The sequence below is a fragment of the Micromonospora sp. WMMD956 genome, from assembly GCF_029626125.1.
Taxonomy (GTDB): domain Bacteria; phylum Actinomycetota; class Actinomycetes; order Mycobacteriales; family Micromonosporaceae; genus Micromonospora; species Micromonospora carbonacea.
The window spans coordinates 7272994-7293724 of sequence record NZ_JARUBI010000005.1 but is presented as its reverse complement, the minus strand read 5'-3'; the positions used below and the strand labels follow the sequence as shown (position 1 = coordinate 7293724).

At 74.7% G+C, this 20731-nt stretch carries 20 protein-coding genes; 12 read left to right on the top strand and 8 right to left on the bottom strand.

Annotation, left to right across the window (positions count from 1 at the left end; translation table 11 throughout):
• Window positions 1-5: 5 nt before the first annotated feature.
• The 5 genes from O7628_RS31590 to O7628_RS31570 are packed head-to-tail and all read right to left on the bottom strand — an operon-like array spanning window position 6 to window position 3730.
• Window positions 6-551, bottom strand: a complete 546-nt coding sequence (locus O7628_RS31590) for a hypothetical protein (protein ID WP_278135992.1) — start codon at window positions 549-551, stop codon at window positions 6-8.
• Window positions 548-1762, bottom strand: coding sequence for a molybdopterin-dependent oxidoreductase (locus tag O7628_RS31585; protein WP_278135991.1), 1215 nt, complete (start codon window positions 1760-1762; stop codon window positions 548-550). Before O7628_RS31585 ends, O7628_RS31590 begins: the two co-directional genes overlap by 4 nt.
• Window positions 1759-2400 carry a class I SAM-dependent methyltransferase gene (locus O7628_RS31580; protein ID WP_278135990.1) on the bottom strand — a complete coding sequence of 214 codons (642 nt, stop codon included), beginning with the start codon at window positions 2398-2400 and terminating at the stop codon, window positions 1759-1761. Before O7628_RS31580 ends, O7628_RS31585 begins: the two co-directional genes overlap by 4 nt.
• Window positions 2397-3074 carry a TIGR04282 family arsenosugar biosynthesis glycosyltransferase gene (locus tag O7628_RS31575; protein WP_278135989.1) on the bottom strand — a complete coding sequence of 226 codons (678 nt, stop codon included), beginning with the start codon at window positions 3072-3074 and terminating at the stop codon, window positions 2397-2399. The genes O7628_RS31580 and O7628_RS31575 overlap by 4 nt, the downstream gene beginning before the upstream one ends.
• Complete coding sequence (locus O7628_RS31570) at window positions 3071-3730, bottom strand: glycosyltransferase family 2 protein (protein WP_278135988.1); 660 nt, start codon at window positions 3728-3730, stop codon at window positions 3071-3073. Before O7628_RS31570 ends, O7628_RS31575 begins: the two co-directional genes overlap by 4 nt.
• Before the next feature lie 154 nt (window positions 3731-3884).
• Between O7628_RS31570 and O7628_RS31565 the strand changes: the two genes are divergently transcribed.
• Both O7628_RS31565 and O7628_RS31560 read left to right on the top strand, forming a co-directional pair.
• Window positions 3885-4934, top strand: coding sequence for an NAD-dependent epimerase/dehydratase family protein (locus O7628_RS31565; RefSeq protein WP_074473109.1), 1050 nt, complete (start codon window positions 3885-3887; stop codon window positions 4932-4934).
• Complete coding sequence (locus O7628_RS31560; RefSeq protein WP_278135987.1) at window positions 4931-6310, top strand: hypothetical protein; 1380 nt, start codon at window positions 4931-4933, stop codon at window positions 6308-6310. Before O7628_RS31565 ends, O7628_RS31560 begins: the two co-directional genes overlap by 4 nt.
• Window positions 6311-6376: 66 nt before the next feature.
• Here the strand turns inward: O7628_RS31560 and O7628_RS31555 are convergent, their stop codons facing one another.
• Window positions 6377-6748: a metalloregulator ArsR/SmtB family transcription factor gene (locus O7628_RS31555; protein ID WP_074473490.1), complete on the bottom strand. Its 372-nt coding sequence runs from the start codon at window positions 6746-6748 to the stop codon at window positions 6377-6379.
• 301 nt (window positions 6749-7049) lie between these two features.
• Between O7628_RS31555 and O7628_RS31550 the strand changes: the two genes are divergently transcribed.
• The 10 genes from O7628_RS31550 (at window position 7050) to O7628_RS31505 (ending at window position 18906) form a co-directional block, all read left to right on the top strand.
• The gene (locus tag O7628_RS31550; RefSeq protein WP_278135986.1) at window positions 7050-9761 is read left to right on the top strand and encodes an alpha-L-rhamnosidase; all 2712 of its coding nucleotides are present in this window, start codon (window positions 7050-7052) and stop codon (window positions 9759-9761) included.
• A complete protein-coding gene (locus O7628_RS31545; RefSeq protein ID WP_141723664.1) occupies window positions 9758-10738 on the top strand; it encodes an ABC transporter permease in 981 nt (326 codons plus the stop codon). The genes O7628_RS31550 and O7628_RS31545 overlap by 4 nt, the downstream gene beginning before the upstream one ends.
• Window positions 10735-11625 (top strand): ABC transporter permease, encoded by an 891-nt coding sequence (locus O7628_RS31540; RefSeq protein WP_278135985.1) that lies wholly within the window; start codon window positions 10735-10737, stop codon window positions 11623-11625. Before O7628_RS31545 ends, O7628_RS31540 begins: the two co-directional genes overlap by 4 nt.
• Entirely contained in the window at window positions 11622-12653 is a 1032-nt protein-coding gene (locus O7628_RS31535) for an ABC transporter ATP-binding protein (protein ID WP_278135984.1), read from the top strand. The genes O7628_RS31540 and O7628_RS31535 overlap by 4 nt, the downstream gene beginning before the upstream one ends.
• Complete coding sequence (locus O7628_RS31530; RefSeq protein ID WP_278135983.1) at window positions 12650-13642, top strand: ABC transporter ATP-binding protein; 993 nt, start codon at window positions 12650-12652, stop codon at window positions 13640-13642. Before O7628_RS31535 ends, O7628_RS31530 begins: the two co-directional genes overlap by 4 nt.
• Window positions 13643-13721: 79 nt before the next feature.
• Window positions 13722-15314 (top strand): ABC transporter substrate-binding protein, encoded by a 1593-nt coding sequence (locus O7628_RS31525; protein ID WP_278135982.1) that lies wholly within the window; start codon window positions 13722-13724, stop codon window positions 15312-15314.
• Between the two features lie 46 nt (window positions 15315-15360).
• Window positions 15361-16158, top strand: a complete 798-nt coding sequence (locus O7628_RS31520) for an SDR family oxidoreductase (RefSeq protein WP_278135981.1) — start codon at window positions 15361-15363, stop codon at window positions 16156-16158.
• 49 nt (window positions 16159-16207) lie between these two features.
• Entirely contained in the window at window positions 16208-17137 is a 930-nt protein-coding gene (locus O7628_RS31515; protein ID WP_278135980.1) for an NAD(P)-dependent oxidoreductase, read from the top strand.
• Between the two features lie 3 nt (window positions 17138-17140).
• The gene (locus O7628_RS31510) at window positions 17141-18073 is read left to right on the top strand and encodes an alcohol dehydrogenase catalytic domain-containing protein (protein WP_278135979.1); all 933 of its coding nucleotides are present in this window, start codon (window positions 17141-17143) and stop codon (window positions 18071-18073) included.
• 50 nt (window positions 18074-18123) lie between these two features.
• Window positions 18124-18906: a hypothetical protein gene (locus O7628_RS31505; protein ID WP_278135978.1), complete on the top strand. Its 783-nt coding sequence runs from the start codon at window positions 18124-18126 to the stop codon at window positions 18904-18906.
• Between the two features lie 58 nt (window positions 18907-18964).
• Here the strand turns inward: O7628_RS31505 and O7628_RS31500 are convergent, their stop codons facing one another.
• Entirely contained in the window at window positions 18965-19822 is an 858-nt protein-coding gene (locus O7628_RS31500; RefSeq protein ID WP_074473117.1) for a fumarylacetoacetate hydrolase family protein, read from the bottom strand.
• Between the two features lies 1 nt (window position 19823).
• Window positions 19824-20612: an IclR family transcriptional regulator gene (locus O7628_RS31495; RefSeq protein ID WP_278135977.1), complete on the bottom strand. Its 789-nt coding sequence runs from the start codon at window positions 20610-20612 to the stop codon at window positions 19824-19826.
• Window positions 20613-20731 lie beyond the last annotated feature (119 nt).

Below are 20731 nucleotides of genomic sequence, written 5' to 3'. Positions count from 1 at the left end.
CCACGCTACCCACCGGCCGCCGGCGGGCCGCCACCGCCGGGTCTTTCGGATCCCTTACGGCCCGCCGTCGACCGGCCCCGCCCGCGGCCCGCCGTCGACCGGCCCCGCCCGCGGCCCGCTGTCGACCGGCCCCGCCCGCGGCCCGCCGTCGACCGGCGACGCAGGTCCGCCGCCAGGCACGCCGCCAGCGTCGCGCCGGCGACGACGAGCAGGACGACGGCGAGGTTGCGGCCGTAGGGCAGGGGCAGCACCGAGGGGTTGTCCGGGCGCCTGCCGAAGCCGAGGACCAGCGGCGCCGCCACGACGGTGAGTGCGGCGGCGCTGATGGCGGCGGCGCGCGCCACGGGCCGGTGCCGGCGCGGCACGAACCGGGCGACCGCCGCGCCGACGGCCAGCAGCGCGGCCATCCAGACGAGGTCGTGACCGGCCAGCACACCGGCCAGGAAGAGCAGCACGCCGGCCGGCTTCAGGTCGGGGTCGGCGCTGCCGCCCACGACGGCGTACCCCATCAGCAGGACGCCGGCGGCGACGAGCGCCGCCCGGACCCTCACCGCCCGCCCCGCACGGTGATGCTCCCGACCCACTTGGTCTGGAGCACGCCGGGCCGGTTCGGGGCGATCAACCGCGCCGGGTAGCCGTGGTCGGGGTGCAGGGGCTCGCCGTCCAGCCGCAGGGCGATCAGCGTCAGCGGGTCGCGGACGTGGGCCGGCGCGACGGTCGACGTGCGGTAGCGGCCGGCGATCTCCAGCGACTCGACGAGGACGCCCGCCCGGTCCGGGTCGCCGCCCACGAGGGCCACCAGGTCGCGCAGCCGCACCCCGGTCCACCGCCCGCCGGCGCTCCACCCCTCCACGCAGGCGATCGGCAGGTCGGCGGTGTGCTGCGCGAGGGCGTGCAGAGCGGCGAGGTCCAGGTCGGCCCGACCGGCGGGGCCGACGACCGCCAGCCGGTAGGACGGGTCGAGCGCGCGGGCGCGTACCCCGGCGGCGTCGGCGGTCCGGTTGACCGGGAGCCCCTGCGGCCCCACGTCGGGCCGGCGGGGGGCGAGCACCGCCAGGCCCGCCAGCGGCCGGACGGTCTGCCCGACCGTGGCCAGGGTGACCAGCCCGGCCGCGGCGGCGACGCCGCCGAGCAGACCGCGCCGGGTCAGCCGGCCCGACGGCGGCTCCGCGGCGGGCCGGGCGAGCGCGGCCCGCACGGTCGGCAGTCGTACGCCGACGTGCACCAGCAGCGCGCCGACCGCCAGCCACGCCACCCAGTAGTGGCCGGCGGTGAAGAAGAACGGCATCGGCGCGTACCAGCGGGAGACGTTGAGGACGCCGCCGATCACCTGGAACAGCGCGGCGGCGACCAGGACGCCGACGCTGGCGCGGTCGAGCGCGTGGGCGACCGAGCGGACCGGCGGCCAGGCGAACAGGCGCGGGTAGGCCGACCACAGCTTGCCGCCGAGCAGCGGCACCGTGGCGAGCCCGGTCGCCACGTGCAGGCCCTGGGTGAACCGGTAGAGCCCCACCGGGCGGGCCGGCCACCCGAACCAGCCCGGCGGGTGCTGGATCAGGTGGCTGAGCAGCCCGGTGAGGAAGCAGACGGCGAACGCCACGCCGAGGGCGACGCCGAGCTGGCTGGTCAGCCGGGTCGACCGCAGCCGGGACGGGAACGCGCCGGCGCGCAGCGGTCCGCGCCGCAGTGCCGTGGGCGGCGTCGGCAGCGGCGTCGACCACCAGCGGGCGAGCCGCCGCAGGACCGCCGGAGGGCCGCTCACGCGGGGACCAGGGTGGCGAACCAGCGGCCCGCCGCCGTCCAGGTGTCCAGGATGCGCAGCGCCGTGGCCCCGGCCAGCGCGGGCAGGCCGTCGAGGGGCACGCAGGCCCAGCTCAACGTGCTGCCGACGCCGCCGGGGGCCTGCACCACGGCGACGCCGGACCACGCGGGCGTGCCGGGTGGCGCGACCTCGGCGTGCAGCCGGCCGTCGGCCGCCAGCAGCCGGCGGCAGCGGCGCAGCAGCCGGTGCGGGTCCCCGCCGATGCCGACGTTGCCGTCGGCGAGCAGCAGGTGCTGCCAGCGGCCGGTCCCCGGCACCGGGTCGAAGACGTCGCGTTGCAGCGCGACCGCGCCGCGGCTGCGGGCCAGGCGGACCGCGGCGGCGCTGATGTCGATGCCGAGGGCCGGACGGCCGGCGTCGATCAGCGCGCCGGTGAGCCGGCCGGGCCCGCAGCCGACGTCGAGGGTGGCGCCGGTGCAGCGGGCGAGCAGCGTCGAGTCGCCGGCGGTCGCGTCCCGGCACCAGACGGCCGGGTCGAACCGCAGCTCGCCGCCGCCCGGGTGCCGGGCCGTGAACGCGGCGGTGACTCCCGACGCGGCCCGGTCGAACACGGCGTCGAAGACCGCGACGGCGGTCACCGGCCGACCGCCGCCGGGGACGGCACGTCGGCGGCGACGGCGACGGCGAACCGGCTGCCCGCCGGGCACCGGGCGGCCACGGCGTGCGCGTCGGCCGCGGTGTCCACGTCGCGCAGCCGGGGCAGCAGGTGGACCCGCAGGCCGCGGCGGCGCAGCGCGGCCAGGGTGAGCCGCCCGGTGCGCGCCGTGGAGGTGGGGATCGCGCGCAGGGCCTCGGCGTGGCCGGGCTCGCGCAGGCCCAGCGCCCACCAGCCGCCGTCGTCGGCCGGCCCGAGCACCGCGTCCGGTCCGTCCGCCGTGTCGAGCAGCCCCACGGCGGTGTCGAGGTGTGCGGCGGTGAGCTGCGGGGTGTCCATGCCGATCAGCAGGGTCGCCGCAGCCGCCCCGCGTCCGTCGGTGACCGGGCGGGCGTCGGCGAACGCGTTGGCGATGCGGTCGCCGAGGGGGCCGCCGCGCTGGGCGAGCCGCTGCCAGCCCGCCGGGGCCGGGTGGTCGCCGTCGACGACCAGGATCCGCGCGTCGGCCGTGGTCGCGGCGACGGTGTCGAGGGTGTCGGCCAGGGCGGCCGCGGCGACCCGGGCGGCCTGTTCGGGGGTGCAGGGCGGACAGAGCCGCGTCTTCACCCGGCCGGGTTGCGGCGTCTTGGCCAGCACCAGGACTCCAGGGGCGCTCACCGGGCCAGCACCGCGCTCATGTCCCGCACGGCGCGGGCGGTGCCGAGGACCGTGCCGGTCACCTTCGAGCGGGTGCCGGCCGCCCGGGGGTGGTAGTCGACGTCGACCTCGACCACCCGCCAGCCGGCCCGGCCCGCCTCGATCAGCAGCTCCAGCGGGTAGCCGAACCGGCGGTCGCGCAGCCCCAGCGCCAGCAGGTCGGCGCGGCGCACGGCCCGGATCGGCCCGATGTCGTGGAGGTCGAGGCCGGTCGTGCGGCGCAGCCGGTGGGCCAGGACCGCGTTGGCGACCCGGGCGTGCAGGGGCCACACGCCCCGCGCGGTGGGGCGGCGACGTCCGGTGCCCAGGTGCGCCTCGCCGGCCCGGACGGGGTCGGCGAGCCGGGGCAGTTGCGCCGGGTCGAAGGACCCGTCGGCGTCCAGCACGCACACCACGCCGTCGCCGGGGTCGGCCGCCAGGACCCCGGCGTGCACGGCGGCGCCGTACCCGGGCTCGGCCACGCTGATCACCTCGGCGCCGCAGGCGCGGGCCACCTGCGCCGAGCCGTCGGTCGAGCCGTTGTCCACCACGATCGGCCGGTAGCCGGCCGGCATCCGGGCGAGCAGGTCGGGCAGGGCCGGGGCCTCGTTGCGGCAGGGAAGAACCACATCGGTCATGCCGCGGACGCTAGGACGCGATCCGCCCGGAAATCCTTACCTGGCGGTGACAGAGTCTTACGGAACGGTGACCCGGGCCGGAGTTTCTTACGAACCGCTGACGACGGGCCGTCGCCGGTGTGGACGGCCGCGTCCCGGCTCTACCGTCGGCGCCGTGACCCACGTACTCGTTACCGGCGGCGCCGGATTCATCGGAACCCACGTCGTGACCGCCCTGCACGACGCCGGCCACCGGGTGACCGTCGTGGACGCCGGCCATCCCGGCGCGCACCGCCTGCCGCTGCCGGACACCGTGGCGGGGGCCCCGCTCGTCCGGCTCGACCTGCGGGACCGGCCCGCCGTCGCCGACGCCCTGGCCGGCGTCGACGCGGTGGTCCACCAGGCGGCCATGGTGGGCCTCGGCGTCGACCTGGACGACCTGCCCGAGTACGTCGGCTGCAACGACCTCGGCACCGCCGTCCTGCTTGCCGCGATGGCCCGCGCGGGGGTGCACCGGCTCGTGCTCGCCAGCTCCATGGTCGTCTACGGCGAGGGCGCGTACGCCTGCGCCGGGCACGGCCCGGTCCGCCCCGCGCCGCGCGGCGTCGCCGACCTGGCCGCCGGCCGCTTCGAGCCGGGCTGCCCGAGCTGCGGCCTCGCCGTCACCCCGGGGCTGGTCGACGAGGAGGCCCCGCTGGATCCGCGCAGCGTGTACGCCGCCACGAAGGTCGCCCAGGAGCACCTCACCGCGGCCTGGGCCCGGCAGACCGGCGGCAGCGTCGTGGCGCTGCGGTACCACAACGTCTACGGGCCCGGGATGCCCCGCGACACGCCGTACAGCGGGGTCGCGGCGATCTTCCGCTCCGCGCTGGAGGCCGGGCGGGCGCCGCGGGTGTTCGAGGACGGCGGCCAGCGCCGCGACTTCGTGCACGTGCGCGACGTGGCGGCGGCCAACCTCGCCGCGCTGGCGGCGACCGGCACGCGCACCGGCTGGCGCGCGTACAACGTCGCCTCCGGTCGCCCGGCCACCGTCGGCGAGCTGGCCGCGGAGCTGGCGCGGGCCGCCGGCGGGCCCCCGCCCGTGGTCACCGGCGAGTTCCGGCTCGGCGACGTGCGGCACGTGGTCGCCTCGCCCGCCCGGGCGGAGGCCGAGCTCGGGTTCCGCGCCGCCGTGGGGCTCGCCGCCGGGATCGCGGAGTTCGCCCACGCGCCGCTGCGCGGATGAGCGTCCGGCTGCCGGGCGCGGTGCCGTCCCCCTCGACGGAGCGGGGGCGGCGCCCGCCGCGGGCCGACCTGATCGCCGCCGCCGCCGCACTCGGCCTGTTCGCGGCGGCCGCCGTCACCGGCGGCGTGCTGTACGCGCTGGGCCGCCCGGTGTACGCCAGCGCGGCGCCGCTGTCCGCGCACTGGCTGCCGCACGTCGGCCCCGGCACGCCGGCGGCGCTGCTGCTGGCCGCGCTGGTGTGCTTGCGGGGACCGGCGCTGGCCGCCCGGCTGCCCTGGCGGCCGCTGCTCGCGCTGTCCTACGCCACCGCCGTGGCCTGGACGCTGTCGCTCGCCCTGGTCGACGGCTGGCGGCGCGGCGTCGCCGGGCGGCTCACCACGGTCCACGAGTATCTGCACGAGGTGCCCGGCGTCACCGACGTCCCGGCCATGCTGGGGGAGTTCACCACCCGGATCCTCGACTTCCAGCCGGACTCCTGGACCACGCACGTGTCCGGTCACCCGCCGGGGGCGCTGCTCGTCTTCGTCTGGCTCGACCGGGCGGGGCTGGGCGGCGGCGGTTGGGCCGGCCTGCTGTGCATCCTGGCCGGGGCGCTCGTCGCGGTCGCGGTGCCGCACACCGTACGGCTGCTCAGCGGCGGTGCGGCGGCCCGTGCCGTGCTGCCGTTCGCGGCGCTGTTCCCCGGCGCGGTCTGGTCCGGGGTGTCGGCCGACGGGCTGTTCGCCGGGGTGACCGCCACCGGCGTCGCCCTGCTGGCGCACGGCGTCACCCGGGGGCGTGCCGCGGGCGCGGTCGCCGGTGGCGCGGTGCTGGCGTTCGGCTGCTACCTCTCCTACGGGCTCGTCCTGATGGCCCCGATCGCCGTGGCGGTCGTCGTGCTGGCGGGCCGGCACCGGCCCACCGTGGGCTGGGCGTTCGCCGGGGCGGCACCGGTCGTGGCCGGGTTCACGGCCGCCGGCTTCTGGTGGCCCACCGGCTACCACCTCGTCGTCGAGCGCTACTACCAGGGCATCGCCGCCGATCGCGCGTACGGCTACTGGGTCTGGGCCAATCTGGCGCTCGTGGTCGCCGCCGCGGGCCCGGCGGCGGCCGTGCTGCTGCGCCGCGCGGTGCTGGCCGGCTGGCGGGCCGCCGCGCTGCGGCGACCGGGTGCGGAGCACGCCGCCTGGCTGCTGCCCCTCGCCGCCACGGCGGCGATCGTCGCGGCGGACCTGTCCGGCTACAGCAAGGCCGAGGTCGAACGCATCTGGCTGCCGTTCACCGCCTGGCTGATGGCCGGGGCGGCGCTGATCCCGCCCGCCGACCGCCGCACGTGGCTCGCCGTGCAGGCGGGGGTGGCCCTGACGGTCAACCACCTGCTGCTGACGGGCTGGTAGGCGCGCCGGGGGCGGCGGTCCGCCAGGTCGCCCCCGGTGGCCGGGCGCACGGGGCCCGGCCGACGGTCAGCGGGTCTTGCGCGTCGCCCGCTTGCGGGGCGGGGTCAACAGGTCGGCGATGGCCGCGATCGCGGACGGCACCAGCCGGTAGTACGCCCAGACGCCCCGCTTCTCGCGTTCGAGCAGGCCGGCCTCGGTGAGGATCCGGAGGTGATGGCTCACGGTCGGCTGGGAGAGCCCGAGCGGCGCGGTGAGGTCGCTGACGGACGCCTCGCCTTCCGGGGAAGACTGGATCAGGCTGAGCAGCCGCAGCCGGGCCGGGTCGGCGATCGCCTTCAGCACCCCCGCGAGCCGCTCGGCGTCGGCGCGCTTGATCGGCTCGCCGGTGAGCGGCGAGACGGCGGGCGGGGCGGTTCTCGGAGTTGCCACGCCCCTCATCGTCGCACCGACGCCATCGATCGGGCGGTGGATCCGGAACTCGGGTGTCGCCACCAGCCTGCGGGGTGACGCCGGGCCGGACAGGCCGGCGACCAAGGGTGGCCGGGTCGGTCGGATGGTGGAGGCGCCTCCTGTCCGGTCGCGGAGGGCGAACGACGTTCCGGTGGAGTTGGGGGAATGCGCTGGTCAGCGAGGAGCGGGGCGAGAGGTTCATGTATATGAACTTATGTTCTTATCCTTGACAGTCGAGCGCGGCCTGGCAGACGATGCCGGGCGTGTGCAAAATCCCTGTAAACAATCGGTGCCAACAACCGACATCGGCCGGCGCGCGATGACCGCCGAGCCGGGGTGCGGGCCGCGCGGGATGCGGGTCGGTGGGCGGGTCGCGCCACTCGGCGTGCCCGGCACGGCACCCCACCTGTCCTGGTCGGTGCCGGGTGGCGCGGAGATCGATCCGGAGCGCGGGTTCCAGGTATCCGTGGCGGCCTCCCGACAGGCGGTCGAGTCGGACAGGGACCTCGCCTGGGCCACCACCTGCGCCCGGCCCTGGACGGTGTACGCGGGCCCGCCCCTGGCCTCGCGCGACCGCCGCTACTGGCGGGTCACCGCCACGGACCGCTCCGGCCGCCCGGTCAGCAGCGCGACGGCGGCCTTCGAGGTCGGGCTGACCGACCCGGGGGACTGGTCGGCCACCTGGATCAGCGCACCCGTGCCGACCTACCGGCGGGAGAGCTGGGACCCCTGCCCGTACCTGCGGCACGAGTTCGACGTCGACGAGGTGGGCGCCGCCCGGGTCTACGCGAGCGCGCTCGGGCTGTACCGGCTGTGGCTCAACGGCGTCGAGCTGACCGCCGACGCGCTGTACCGCCCCGGCTGGACCGACTACCGCACCCGGGTCTACCACCAGACCTTCGACTGCGGGGCGGCACTGCGTCCGGGCCGCAACACCCTGGCGGCCGTCCTGGCCAACGGCTGGTACGCCGGACGCCTCGGACTGCTGCGCGAGCCCGGCTTCTACGGCGACCGGCCGGCGCTGCTGGCCCAACTGGAGATCGACGGCAGGCCGGTCGCCTCGACCGGCGCCGGCTGGCGCGCCGGGCACGGGGCCCTGCAGGCGACGGACCTGTTGCGCGGTGAGTCCCAGGACCTGCGGCAGGAGCCACCGGGCTGGCGGCTGGCGGGCTTCGACGACGCCGGGTGGGCGCCGGCCGAACCCTTCGCCGGGGTCACGCCCCCGGTCGAACCGCAGCCCCACGACCCGATCACGACCTACCAGGTGCACACCGGCCGGCTCGTGCACGAACACGCCCGGGGCCCGGCCGTCTTCGACTTCGGGCAGAACCTGGTCGGTTGGACGAAGCTCACCACGAGATGCCTGCCGTCGGTCGAGTTGATCGTGCGCCACGGCGAGATCCTGACCCCCGAGCAGCTCGTCTACCGCGACAACCTGCGCGGGGCCTTCCAGGAGGACCGCTTCGTGGTGCCCGACGCCGGGCCGCACCAGCTCGCCACGTCGTTCACCATGCACGGGTTCCGCTACGCGGAGGTCTGGGGCCTGCCCAGCCAACTGCCGCACCACAACTTCACCCTGCTGCCCGACACCTCGATCGAGGCGGTCTCCGTCACCGGGCTGCCCAGCCCGGTCGGCGAGTTCTCCTGCTCCGACGAGCACCTGACCCGCCTCGCGGCCAACGTGGCGTGGACCGTCCGTGACAACTTCCTCGAAGTGGCCACCGACTGTCCCCAGCGCGACGAACGCCTCGGCTGGCTGGGGGACGCGGGGGCGATCGCGCCGACCGCCGCGTACCACTTCGACGTGTCCGCCTTCCTGGCGAAGTTCGCCCGGGACGCGGCGGACACCCAGGGCCCCGACGGGGAGATCCGCAACTACGCCCCGGCTATCCCGCCCGCCAGCATGCGGCCCGGGGCGCCCGGCTGGTCCGACGGCTTCATCCGCCTCGTCCACCTGCTCGTGCAGCGGTACGGGGACCTGCCGACCGCCGAGCGGCTGTTCGCGTCGATGGTCCGCTTCCTCGACCACGTCGACCGGGCCAACCCGGCCGGGCTGCGGGTCAACGAGGTCGGGGCCGACTTCGGTGACTGGCTGTCGCTGCCGGAACGCGACGGCCTGGAGCTGCACCCGGGCTACGCCTACACCGGCGCCTACTCGACCACCCCGACCGCCATCGTCGACACCGCCCACACCTACCGCTCCTTCGTCCAGCTCGCCCAGATCGCGGCCTGGCTGGGCAGGGACCGGGAGGCGGCCCGGCTGGCGGACCGGGCGGCGGAGATCCGCGCCGCGTACCGTGCCGCGTTCCCGCTCGCGACCGGCGGCGTCGCGGACGCGACCCAGGCCGCGTACGCGCAGGCGGTCGGATACGGGCTGCTCACCGGCGCCGAGGCCCAGGAGGCGGCGGACCGGTTGCGCGCGGGGATCGAACGGGTCGGCCACGTCACCACCGGCATCCACGGCGTGGAGCACGTCCTGCCCGTGCTCTGCGCCCACGGGCACGCGGACTTCGCGCTCGAACTCCTGCTGCGCAGGCAGATGCCGAGCTGGCTGTACATGGTCGACCAGGGCGCGACCACGATCTGGGAGAAGTGGGACGGCATCCGCCCCGACGGCACCCTCGCCACGGCCGAGATGAACTCCTTCAACCACTGCGCGCTCGGTGCCGTGGGCCGGTTCCTGTTCGAGCACGTCGCCGGCATCGACGCCACCGAGACCACCTGGACCGGGGAGATCACGGTGCGGGCCGCGTACTCCGCCGCGCTCGGCTGGGCCCGCGCCGCCTACGACAGCCCGGCGGGCCCGATCGGCAGCGCGTGGCGCTGGGTGGGCGACGTGGTCGAGCACGAGCTGCGGATCCCCGCGACCGCGTACGCCACCGTCCGGGCACCGGCGGGCGCCCGGCTCGTCGCGGCCGGCCAGGGCGGCGTCGGCGGCACCGAGCTGCGGCTCGGCCCCGGCCGGCACACCGTCGCCGTGCACGGGCTGGTCGCGCCGTGACCCCCGGGTGGCCGCTGGCCCGCACCGTGCTGCTGAAGCTCGTCCGGCTCGCGGCGGTGCTGTTCGTGGTGTCGCTGCTCTGCTTCCTCAGCCTCAGCCTGCTGCCCGGCGACCCCGCCCAGGCGATCCTCGGCGAGTCCGCGTCGCCGCAGGCGGTGGCCGCGCTGCACGAGCAGCTCGGGCTGGACCGGCCGTTCCTGGAACGCTTCCTCGGCTGGCTCGGCAACGCGGTGCAGGGTGACCTCGGTCGGTCCTACGCGACCAACCAGACGGTCGCCCAGATCATCGCCGAGCGGGCCCCGGTCACGATCGAGCTGATCGTGCTCAGCCAGCTCATCGCGATCGCCGCCGCGATCCCCGCCGCCGTGGCGGCCGCCGCCCGCCGCGGCTCGGCCGTCGACCGGGGGATGAGCCTGTGGGTCTTCACCGTCCTGTCGACGCCCAACTTCGTCGTCGGATTCGTCCTGATCTGGGTGTTCGCGGTCCAGCTCGGGCTCTACCCGGCGAACGGCTACGTCCCGGTCAGCGCGGGGATCGGCCAGCACCTCGGCTCCCTGCTGCTGCCCTCGCTCACGCTGGCCGCCGCACCGTTCGCGCTCTACCAGCGCGTGCTGCGCGCCGACCTGGTCGAGACGTACGGCCAGGAGTTCATGCAGGTCGCCCGGGCCAAGGGCATCTCGCCGCTCCGCGCCGCCATGCGGCACGCCTTCCGGCCGAGCCTGCTCAACCTCACCACCTCCGTCGGCGTCACCGTGGGGGTGCTGATCGGCTCGGACGTGATCGTGGAGACCCTGTTCAGCCTGCCCGGGCTCGGCGCCGAACTCGCCCACTCGGTCAGCGCCCGCGACTACGCGGAGGTGCAGGGCCTGGTGCTGGTGATCGCCGCCGCGTTCGTGCTGATCAACGCGGCGGTCGATCTGATCTACGGGCTGATCGACCCGCGGCTGCGGGCGCGGAGCAAGGCGGTGACCCGATGAGCCTCGACGTCGCACCCACGGCACCGGCCACCGCCGCCCCGGCCACGCCGAAGACCCCTGCGCGGTCCGGCCGGCGGTGGCGGGTGACCGACCTGCTGTCCATGGCCTGGCTGGTGCTGCTGGTCCTGTCGATGCTGCTGCTGCCGACCGTGCTCGGCCTCGACGACCAGAAGATGGCGGCCACCGACCGGTTGAGCGGGCCGTCCGCCGCGCACCTGCTCGGCACGGACAACTACGGGCGCGACCTGCTCGCCCGGGCGCTGTCCGGGGCGCGGGTCTCCCTGTTCATCGGCTTCGGGTCGGTCGCCGCCGCCGCGCTCGTCGGGGTGCCGCTGGGCATGCTGGCGGGCTACCTGCGCGGCCGGTTCGACGCGGTCGTCTCGTTCGTGGTGGACGTGATCCTGGCCTTCCCGGGTCTCATCCTCGCCCTCGCCCTGGCGTCGTTCCTCGGGGCCTCGATCACCAACGTGCTGATCGCGATCACGGTGCCGATGACACCGGTGTTCGTCCGGTTGGCCAAGGCGCAGACCCTGGCGGTGGCCGGCCGCGAGTACGTGGAGGCCAGCCTGGTGATCGGCACCCCGGCCCGGTCCATCCTCTGGCGGGACGTGCTGCCGAACATCCGCACCGCCGTGCTGTCGTACGCGCTGGTCAGCATCGGCACCGCGATCCTCATCGAGGGCGGTCTGAGCTTTCTGGGCCTGGGCGTGCCCTCGCCCCAACCCTCGTGGGGAAGCATGATCAATCTTGGCCGGTCCTTCATCGCGAACGACCCGTTGCTGATCGTGGTGCCGGCGGTGTTCATGCTGCTGACGATCCTCAGCCTGAACCTGCTCGCCGACCGGTTCCTGTCCGGTGCGGACGCCGTGACGGGCGGTGTGCGATGACCGGGGACGCCCTGCTGAGCATCCGTGACCTCGTGGTGGAGTTCCCGACCCCGGCCGGGCCGGTGCGCGCCGTCGACCAGGTCAGCCTCGACCTCGGCTTCGGCGAGCGGCTGGGGATCGTCGGTGAGTCCGGCTCGGGCAAGAGCGTCCTGGCGCGTACCGCGATGGGTCTCACCCGCACCAGGGCGGCCCGGGTCACCGGCCAGGTCCGGCTCGCCGGCCACGCCGTGCTCGACCTCAGCGAGCGCCGCCGCCGCGCCCTGTGGGGCCGGGAGGTCGCCATGGTGTTCCAGGATCCGCTCAGCGCCCTGCACCCCATCACCCCGATCGGGGAGCAGATCGCCGAGGCGGTGCGGCGTGATCCCCGGGTGACCCGCCGGCAGGCCGCCACCCGGGCCGTCGAACTGCTCGAAACGGTGGGCATCCCGTTGGCGGCGCAGCGGGCCCGGTCCCGGGCCCACGAGCTGTCCGGTGGGATGCGGCAGCGGGTGGCGATCGCCATGGCCGTCGCCGGTCGACCCAAGCTGATCTTCGCGGACGAGCCCACGACCGCCCTGGACGTCACCGTGCAGGCCCGCATCCTCGACCTGTTCGACGCCCTGTGCCGGGAGTTCGGCATCGGGCTGGTCATGGTGAGCCACGACCTGGGCGTGGTGGGCCGGCACACCGACCGGGTGGCGGTGATGTACGCCGGCCGGATCGCCGAGCGCGGTCCCGTGGCCGACGTCTTCGCCCGCCCCGGCATGCGCTACACCAGCGCCCTCATGGCCGCGATCCCGCGGGCGGACGTGGCGCGGCAGGTTCTGCCCAGGCCGATTCCGGGGCTGCCGCCGAACCTGCTGGACCCGCCGCCCGGCTGCCGGTTCGCGCCCCGCTGCGGCTTCGCGTCCGACCGGTGCCGCACGGCGCAGCCGCCGATGACGGCGCGGGCGGCGGGGGCCGGGCACGAGTTCGCCTGCTGGCACCCCGGCGAACCGGCGGTCGACGCGGCAGTCGCGCCGCGCCAGGACAGGGAGGTGACGGAGTGACCGCCGAGCGAAGCGCCCCGGTGTTCGAACTCAGGGACGGCTCGGTCCGCTACGGCACCGGCTCGGTCGAGGCCGTCTCGCAGGTCTCGGTGCAACTGCACCGGGGCGAGATCCTCGGCCTGGTCGGCGAGTCCGGCTGCGGCAAGTCCACCACCGCCCGGGCCATGCTGGGCCTCGTCCCGCTCAGCGGCGGCGCCCTGCTCCTGCACGGCGAGCCGGTGCGGCGGCACGACCGCCGGTTGCGCAGGTCCGTGCAGGCGATCTTCCAGAACCCGGCGGCGTCGTTCAACCCGAAGCGGTCCCTGCTCGACTCGGTCGCCGAGCCGTTGCGGGTGCACGGGCACGGCACCCCCGCCGAGCGGCGTCGGCGTGCCCTCGCCGAACTGGACCGGGTGGGCATCACCGAGCAACTGGCCCACCGCCGGCCCCGGGAGGTCTCCGGCGGCCAGTGCCAGCGCGCGGCGATCGCCCGCGCCACCATCCTGCGCCCCGAGATCCTCGTCTGCGACGAGCCGGTGTCCGCGCTGGACGTCTCGATCCAGGCCCAGATCCTGGAGCTGCTGGCCGAGCTGCGCGCCGAGCAGGGGCTGGCCATGCTGTTCATCTCGCACGACCTGGGCGTCGTCGCGTCGCTGTGCGACCGCACGGCGGTGATGTACGCCGGCCGGGTGGTGGAACAGGGCGCCGCCCTCGACATCGCGCACGATCCGCGCCACCCCTACTCCGTCATGTTGCAGGACTCCGTGCCCTCCCTGGACCTGGCCGCCGCCCGGGCGCCCCGGGTCCAGCCCACCCCGGGCGCCGAGGACGTCGACGGCCGCCAGCTTGCCGGCTGCCGGTTCGCCACGCTGTGTCCGTCGGCGACCACCGCCTGCACCACGTCGTCGCCTCCGCTGCGGCAGGTCGCGCCGCGCCACGAGGTGGCCTGCGTCCATCCCTTCCCGTCGACCACCCCGCGTGTCGCGGCGCAGCCGTCCAGCACGGTCTGACCCCGCCTCCGGGCTGCCCGGCCGGCCCGCCGCGACACGGTTCCACCACCCCCGAACCCGTCATCCGAAAGGCCCCGACATGCCTTTTCCCCCAGCCCGCCGCCGCTTCGGCCGGGCGACAGCCCTGCTGCTGACCCCCCTGTTGGCGGTGGCCCTGACCAGTTGCACGACGAAGGCCGGCACCGGCGACACCGGTGGCGACACCGCGCCCCGGGCCGGCGGGACGCTGACGGTCGCCCTGGCGGTCGAGGTGACGACCCTCGACCCCAGCAAGGGATCCGCCAACGCGATGGCGCTGGTCGGCTCGTCGATCTACGACACCCTCATGGTCGTTCCCAAGCTCGGCGACCAGCCCCAGCCCAATCTCGCCAAGTCGCTGACCGCGAGCCCGGACAAGTTGACCTGGACGATGACCCTGCCCACCGGGGTCCAGTTCAGCGACGGCACGCCCTTCAACGCCGAGGCGGTGAAGTTCAACCTGGAGCGCGGCATGGCCAAGGGCTCCACGGCCGCGGCGCTGCTGTCGTCGGTCAAGTCGGTGGAGGCCCCCGACGAGACCACCGTGCTGCTGCGCCTGAAGGAACCGTTCGCCAGCCTGCCGTACGCCTTCGCCTACGACGGCTCCGGCACCGCGGGCTACATCGCCTCGCCCACCGCCCTCAAGCAGTACGGCGACGACTACACGGCCCACGCGGCCGGCGTCGGACCGTTCAAGCTGAAGTCCTGGTCGCCCGGCAAGCCGGTCGAGCTGGTGCGTAACCCGAACTACTGGAACAAGGACCGGCAGGTCTACCTGGACCAGGTCGTCATCAAGACGATCGCCGACCCGCAGAGCGCCTACCAGGCGTTGCAGGCGGGTGACATCGACCTGATGTCGACGGTCAACCCCACCCTGATGCAGACGGCCAAGGCCGACAGCCAGGTCAACTTCGTCCAGGGGGTGGGCGGCGACCAGGACGCCGTCATCCTCAACCTGACCCAGCCGCCGTTCGACGACCTGCGGCTGCGGCAGGCGGTGTCCAAGGCGCTCAACCGGCAGGAGATCGTCGACCTGACCACCGAGGGCTTCGGCAAGCCGGCGGTCAGCCTGTTCCCCGAGGGGAACGCCTTCCACGGCACGGCCGCCGACCCGGGCTTCGACCTGGCCGGAGCCAAGGCGCTGGTCAAGGAGTACGAGACGGCAACGGGCCGGAAGGCGACGTTCTCCTACACGTGCAACACCATCCGCCCGGCCACGGACGTCATCGTCGCGCAGCTCAAGGCGGCCGGCTTCGACGTCAAGCTCGACGCGCTGGACTACTCGGCGTGGGTGGCCGCCTTCTTCGGCAAGAAGTACCAGGCGATCTGCTGGACCATGGCCGGCTTCCTGACGCCGGACCTGCTGCCCTACCGGTTCCTGTACTCCGGTGGCGACCTGAACACCGGCGGGTTCACCGACGCGACGTTCGACGCCCGGGTGACCGCGGCGCGCGCCGAGTCCGACCCGGCCAAGCGCAAGCAGCTGTGGAACGAGGCGGACACCGTGCTGACCACCCAGCTTCCCTGGGTGTGGACGACCAGCGCGCCGATCGGCTTCATCTGGTCGAAGCGGATGCGCAGCGCCGACTACGACGAGCCGAGCCGGCTGCGCTACAGCGTGCCCACCTTCGCCAACGCCTGGGTCACGAACTGACGTCGCCGCCGGTCACGCGACCGGCGGCCTGAGGAAGGGAACACCAATGGAGTGGATCGGTCGGGTCGGCGCCGTCACCGGGGCGGCCTCGGGCATCGGGGCCGCGACGGCGCAGGAGTTGGCCGCCCGCGGCGTGCACGTGGTCGCGATGGACATCGACCCGGCCGGTCTGTCCGCCACGGTCGCCGGGATCGAGGCCGCCGGGGGCGCCGCGACCGCCGCCGTCGTCGACGTCGCCGAGCGGGCCGCGGTGCAGGACGTGATCGCCGGTGTGGCGGCGGGGCACGGACGCCTCGACCTCGTGGTCAACTGCGCCGCGACGTTCCTGGCCCGTGGCCTCGACGTGACCGGCGACGACTGGGACCACGTGCTGCGGGTCAACGTGCAGGGCATCAGCAACGTCGTGCAGGCGGCCCACCCCCTGCTGGCCCGTGCCCCGGGCGCGGCGGTCGTCAACACCGCCAGCATCTCGGCGCACGTCGCCCAGCGGTCCCGGTGGACGTACAACACGACGAAGGCCGCGATCGTCACGCTGACCAGGTGCATGGCGATGGACCTCGCCCCCGACGGCATCCGCGTCAACGTGGTGAGTCCCGGCTGGATCTGGACCCCCGAGGTCAGCCGGGCGGCGGGCGGCGACCGGGCCGCCTGGGAGCCGGTCTGGGGCCGGTTCCACCTGCTGCGCCGCCTCGGGGAGCCGGTGGAGGTGGCCCGCGCCATCGCCTTCCTGTGCTCCTCCGACGCCAGCTTCATCACCGGCACCGAACTGCCGGTGGACGGCGGCTACCTCGCCATGGGGCCCGAAGGGCTCGGGGACGACTCGTCCTTCGCCGGCTCCCGGTAGCACCGCCCGCCCCGCAGGGGCGCATCGACTAGTGATTCGAGGAACGACAGTGACCACCAACATCGTCATCACCGACACCAACCTGGGGGACGGCTCGATCGAACGAGCCGTGCTGGCCCGCGACTTCGCGGTCAGCCGGTTCGACGCCAGGACCGAGGACGCCGTCCTCGACGTCGCCGGCGACGCCGACGGGCTGCTGGTGCAGTGGGCGCCCATCACCGACCGGGTGCTGGCCGGGCTGCCCCGGCTGCGTGCCGTCGTGCGCTACGGCATCGGCCTGGACAACATCGACCTGGCCGCCGCCGCCCGGCGGGGGGTCGAGGTGCGCAACGTCGACGACTACTGCCTGGCGGAGGTCGCCGACCACAGCATGGCGGCCGTCTACGCGCACAACCGCCGGCTCACCACGGCCAGCCGGTCGTGCGCCGCCATGGGGTGGACCACCGCGGGCATCGCCCCCGCGCTGCCGCCCGGGCAGGACCCCGTCGGCGTCGCCGGCTTCGGCCGCATCGGCCGCGAGGTCGCCTCGCGGGCCCTCGCCCTGGGCTTCCCGGTGCACGTGTGGGACCCGTTCGTCTCCGACGTGCCCGCCGGCGTCACGGCGCACCCGACGCTGGCCGAGCTCGCCGCCGCGGTCAACCACCTCACCCTGCACGTGCCCGCGACGCCACAGACGCGCGGGATCGTCGACCGCGCGGTGCTCGACGCGCTCGGGGCCGACGGCCACCTGGTCAACACGGCCCGGGGCGCCCTCGTGGTCGAGACCGACCTGCTGGCGGCGCTCGACGCCGGCACGCTGGGCTTCGCCTCGCTCGACGTGCTGGCCAGCGAGCCACCCGAGCAGACGTCCGCGAAGCTGGCCGGGCACCCGCGGGCCCTGGTGACCCCCCACCTCGCGTACCTGTCGACGGTGTCGCTGCCGCAGTTGCAGCGGCGGGCCGCCGAGATCCTGCGCGACCTGCTGACCACGGCGGGCTGACCGGTGCGCGCTCTCGTCTTCACCCGGCCGAACACGGTGGAACTGCTCGACGTCGCGCCGCCCGTGCCGTCCGACGGTGAGGTCGTCGTCGCCGTCCGCGCCGTCGGCATCTGCGGCAGCGAGCTGCACGGCATCGGCGACTCCCACTTCCGCAGCCCGCCGCTGATCATGGGACACGAGTTCTCCGGCACCACGAGCGACGGGCGTCGGGTCACGGTGAACCCGCTGCTGAGCTGCGGCGCCTGCGACCTGTGTGGCCTCGGCCGCGAGCAGTTGTGCCGCCGCCGGCAGATCCTCGGCATCCACCGGCCCGGCGCGTTCGCCGAGCACGTGGCGGTGCCCGAGCACGCGTTGCACCCGTTGGCGCCCACGATGTCGTTCGAGACGGCCGCGATGATCGAGCCGCTGGCGAACGCGGTACACGCCCTGAACCTGGCCCGCCCGGCCGAGGGCGCGCGGATCGCGGTCCTGGGCGCCGGCACGATCGGCCTGGTCTCGCTGCTCGTCGCCCGCCAGCACTCGGACGAGGTGACGGTCTGCGACCTGTCCGAGGCCCGCCTGGCGGTGGCCGAGCGCCTCGGCGCGGCGGCCGTCGGCCCGACCCTGACCGGCGAGTTCGACGTGATCATCGACGCGGTGGGCGCCGCGGCCACCCACCGGCTGTCGGTGCAGCGCCTGCGCCCGGGCGGCACGGCCGTCTGGGTGGGCCTGCTCAGCGGCGACGCCGGCTTCGACGGACAGCAGATCGTCCGGGAGGAGAAGCACGTCGTGGGCTCGTACTGCTACACGGGTGCCGAGTTCGCCCACGCGGTCGCCCTCGCGGAGACGGTCGCGCTGGACTGGACCTCACCGTTCGACCTCGCCGACGGGGCCACCATCTTCACCGAGCTGATGCGGGGCCGCCAGGACGTGGTCAAGGCGGTGCTGCGGCCGTGACGGCGCGGCGACGACCCCTGCCGGCCGACCCCAAGGAAAGGAGGAACGCCATGTACGGCGTGCGGCTGTTTCATCTCGGTGACGGTGACGTGCCGGGGCCCGAGGTGTACTGGATGTCGGACTGGGACCGCTGGCACCGGCTCGCCTTCCAGGCGGTCCTGATCCAGGGCCCGGGCGTCAACGCGCTGGTGAGCACCGGCCCGGCCCGGGATCTGGGCCCGATGAACGCGCGGTGGGCCACCTTCCTCGGCGAGCGGGCCGCCCTGCGGCGGGCCCCCGGGCAGTGGCTGCCCGACCAGCTGGCCGCCCACGGCCTCGCCCCCGAGGACGTCACGCACGTCCTGCTGACCCCGTTGCAGCTCTACACCACGTCGAACGTGCCGTTCTTCCCCCGCGCGCAGATCTGCCTGACCGAGCGGGGGTGGACCCACTTCCACCGGACGACGAAGCACCCGCACGACGACCGCTGGTCCTCCCTGTCGCCGGAGGTGCTGCACCACCTCACCCACGAGGCGTGGGACCGGGTCCGGCTGCTCGCCGACGAGGACGAGGTCGTGCCCGGCATCCGTACCTGGTGGACCGGGTCGCACCACCGCGCCTCGATGGCCGTCGAGATCGACAGCACCGCCGGCGTCGTCACCGTCACCGACGCCTACTTCACCCGCCGCAACCTGGACTCCGACCACCCGATCGGGATCTGCGAGAACATCTACGAGGCCATGGCGGCGCACGAGCGGGTGCGACGGGTCGCCGACGTGCCGCTGACCCTCTACGACGCCGACCAGCTCACCGCGTACCCGGACGGGCTGGTCGCCGAGCCGCCCGGGCGGTGACGTGCCCGGGGTGTGCTTCCCGCTGTCCGGCCCGGCCGGACAGCGGGAAGCGACGGGGTCAGCCGGCCGCCCGGTGCCCGACGACGGTCTGCTCCTGCCGGCCCAGGCCCTCGATCTCCAGGGCCACGACGTCGCCGACGCTGAGGTAGGGGAACCGGCCGGACAGCGCGACGCCCTCCGGGGTGCCGGTGTTGACGACGTCGCCCGGCATCAGCAACATGTGCTGGCTGAGGTGGACGATCAGCTCGGGCACCGAGAAGATCATGTCGGCGGTGCTGGAATCCTGCCGGGGCTCACCGTTGACCCAGGACCGCAGCCGCAGCCGGCCGGGGTCGAGCTCGCTCGCCGGGCGCAGCACCGGCCCGAGCGGGTTGAACGTCTCCGCGCACTTGCCCTTGGACCACTGGCCGCCGGAGACCTCGATCTGGAAGGCGCGCTCGGACAGGTCGTTGGCGAGCGCGTAGCCGGCCACGTAGTCCAGTGCGTCGGCCGGGTCGGTGAGGTGGCGCGGCGTGCGCTTCATGACGACGGCGAGCTCGACCTCCCAGTCGGTCTTCGTCGACCCGAGCGGCAGGACGACGTCGTCGTCCGGGCCGACCACGCAGCCGGGGTGCTTGAGGAAGACCACCGGGTACTGCGGCGGTGCGGCGCCGGACTCCGTGGCGTGGGCCGCGTAGTTCATGCCGATGCACACCACGGCGGGCGGGCGCGCGATCGGTGCGCCGATCCGCTGCCCGGCCGTGTCGACCGGGTCGAGCGTGCCGGCGGCGAGGGCGGCGGCCACCCGCTCGATGCCGTCGGTCTCGAAGAAGGAACCGTCCAGGTCGGCGGTCAGCCCGGTGAGGTCGTACTCCCGGCCCTCGTGGCGCACGGCCGGGCGTTCCTTGCCGGGAGCGCCGAAGCGGAACAACTCCATGTCAGTCCCTTCGTGTCGTGGGTGCGGCGCCGTCCCGGTAGCCCAGGCGCAGGGAGAGCTGGTGGGCCGTGGAGCAGAGCGTGTCGATGGTGCGCCGGATGAGTTCGGGTGTCTTGCGGACCTCGGGAATGGAGACGCTGACGGCGGCCCGGGTGGTGGCCCGCAGGCCGTTCAGCGGGGCGGCGACGCAGAAGACGCCCGGGGTGTATTCGCAGTTGTCGATCGCGTACCCGTGCGTGCGGGCCTGCCGGACGGCGGCGACGAGCTCGGGGAGCGAGGTGACGGTCTGCGGCGTGTACCGGACGAACTCCGTGTCGGCGAAGCGGTCCCGCAGGTCGTCCTCGTCGAGCTGGCTGAGCAGTGCCTTGCCGATGCCGGTCGCGTACGCCGGCAGGCGCACGCCGACCCGGGAGGCGAGGCGCAGGTGGTGATCCGGATCGACCTTGGCGATGTAGACGTTGTCGGTGCCGTCGAGGGTGGCGAGCTGGACCGTCTCGTTCAGCGTGTCCCGGAGGGTCTCCATGTACGGCAGCGCGACCTTCTCCAGGTCGTTGATCGCGACGTAGCTCTGGCCGGCCTGCCACAGCCGGATGCCGATGCGGAACCGGCGGGTGTCGGGGTCCTGTTCGAGGAAGCCCCGGGCCGTCATCGTCATGAGCAGCACGTAGGTGCTGCTCTTGGGGAACTCCAGGCGGCGCTGGACCTCGGTCAGGGTCAACCCGTCACGGTGCTCGGTCAGCAGGTCGAGGATCGCCAGCGTGCGGTCTGCCGACTTGACGAGAGTGCTCATAGGAACGGCCCTGTTCATGTAGATGAACCTTGGTTCTGATACTGGTACCATACAACCTCGTCGCCGCCCGTGGGTCACCGGGTCGGGCGGCACGCCGAAAGGACATCGATTGGGCCAGG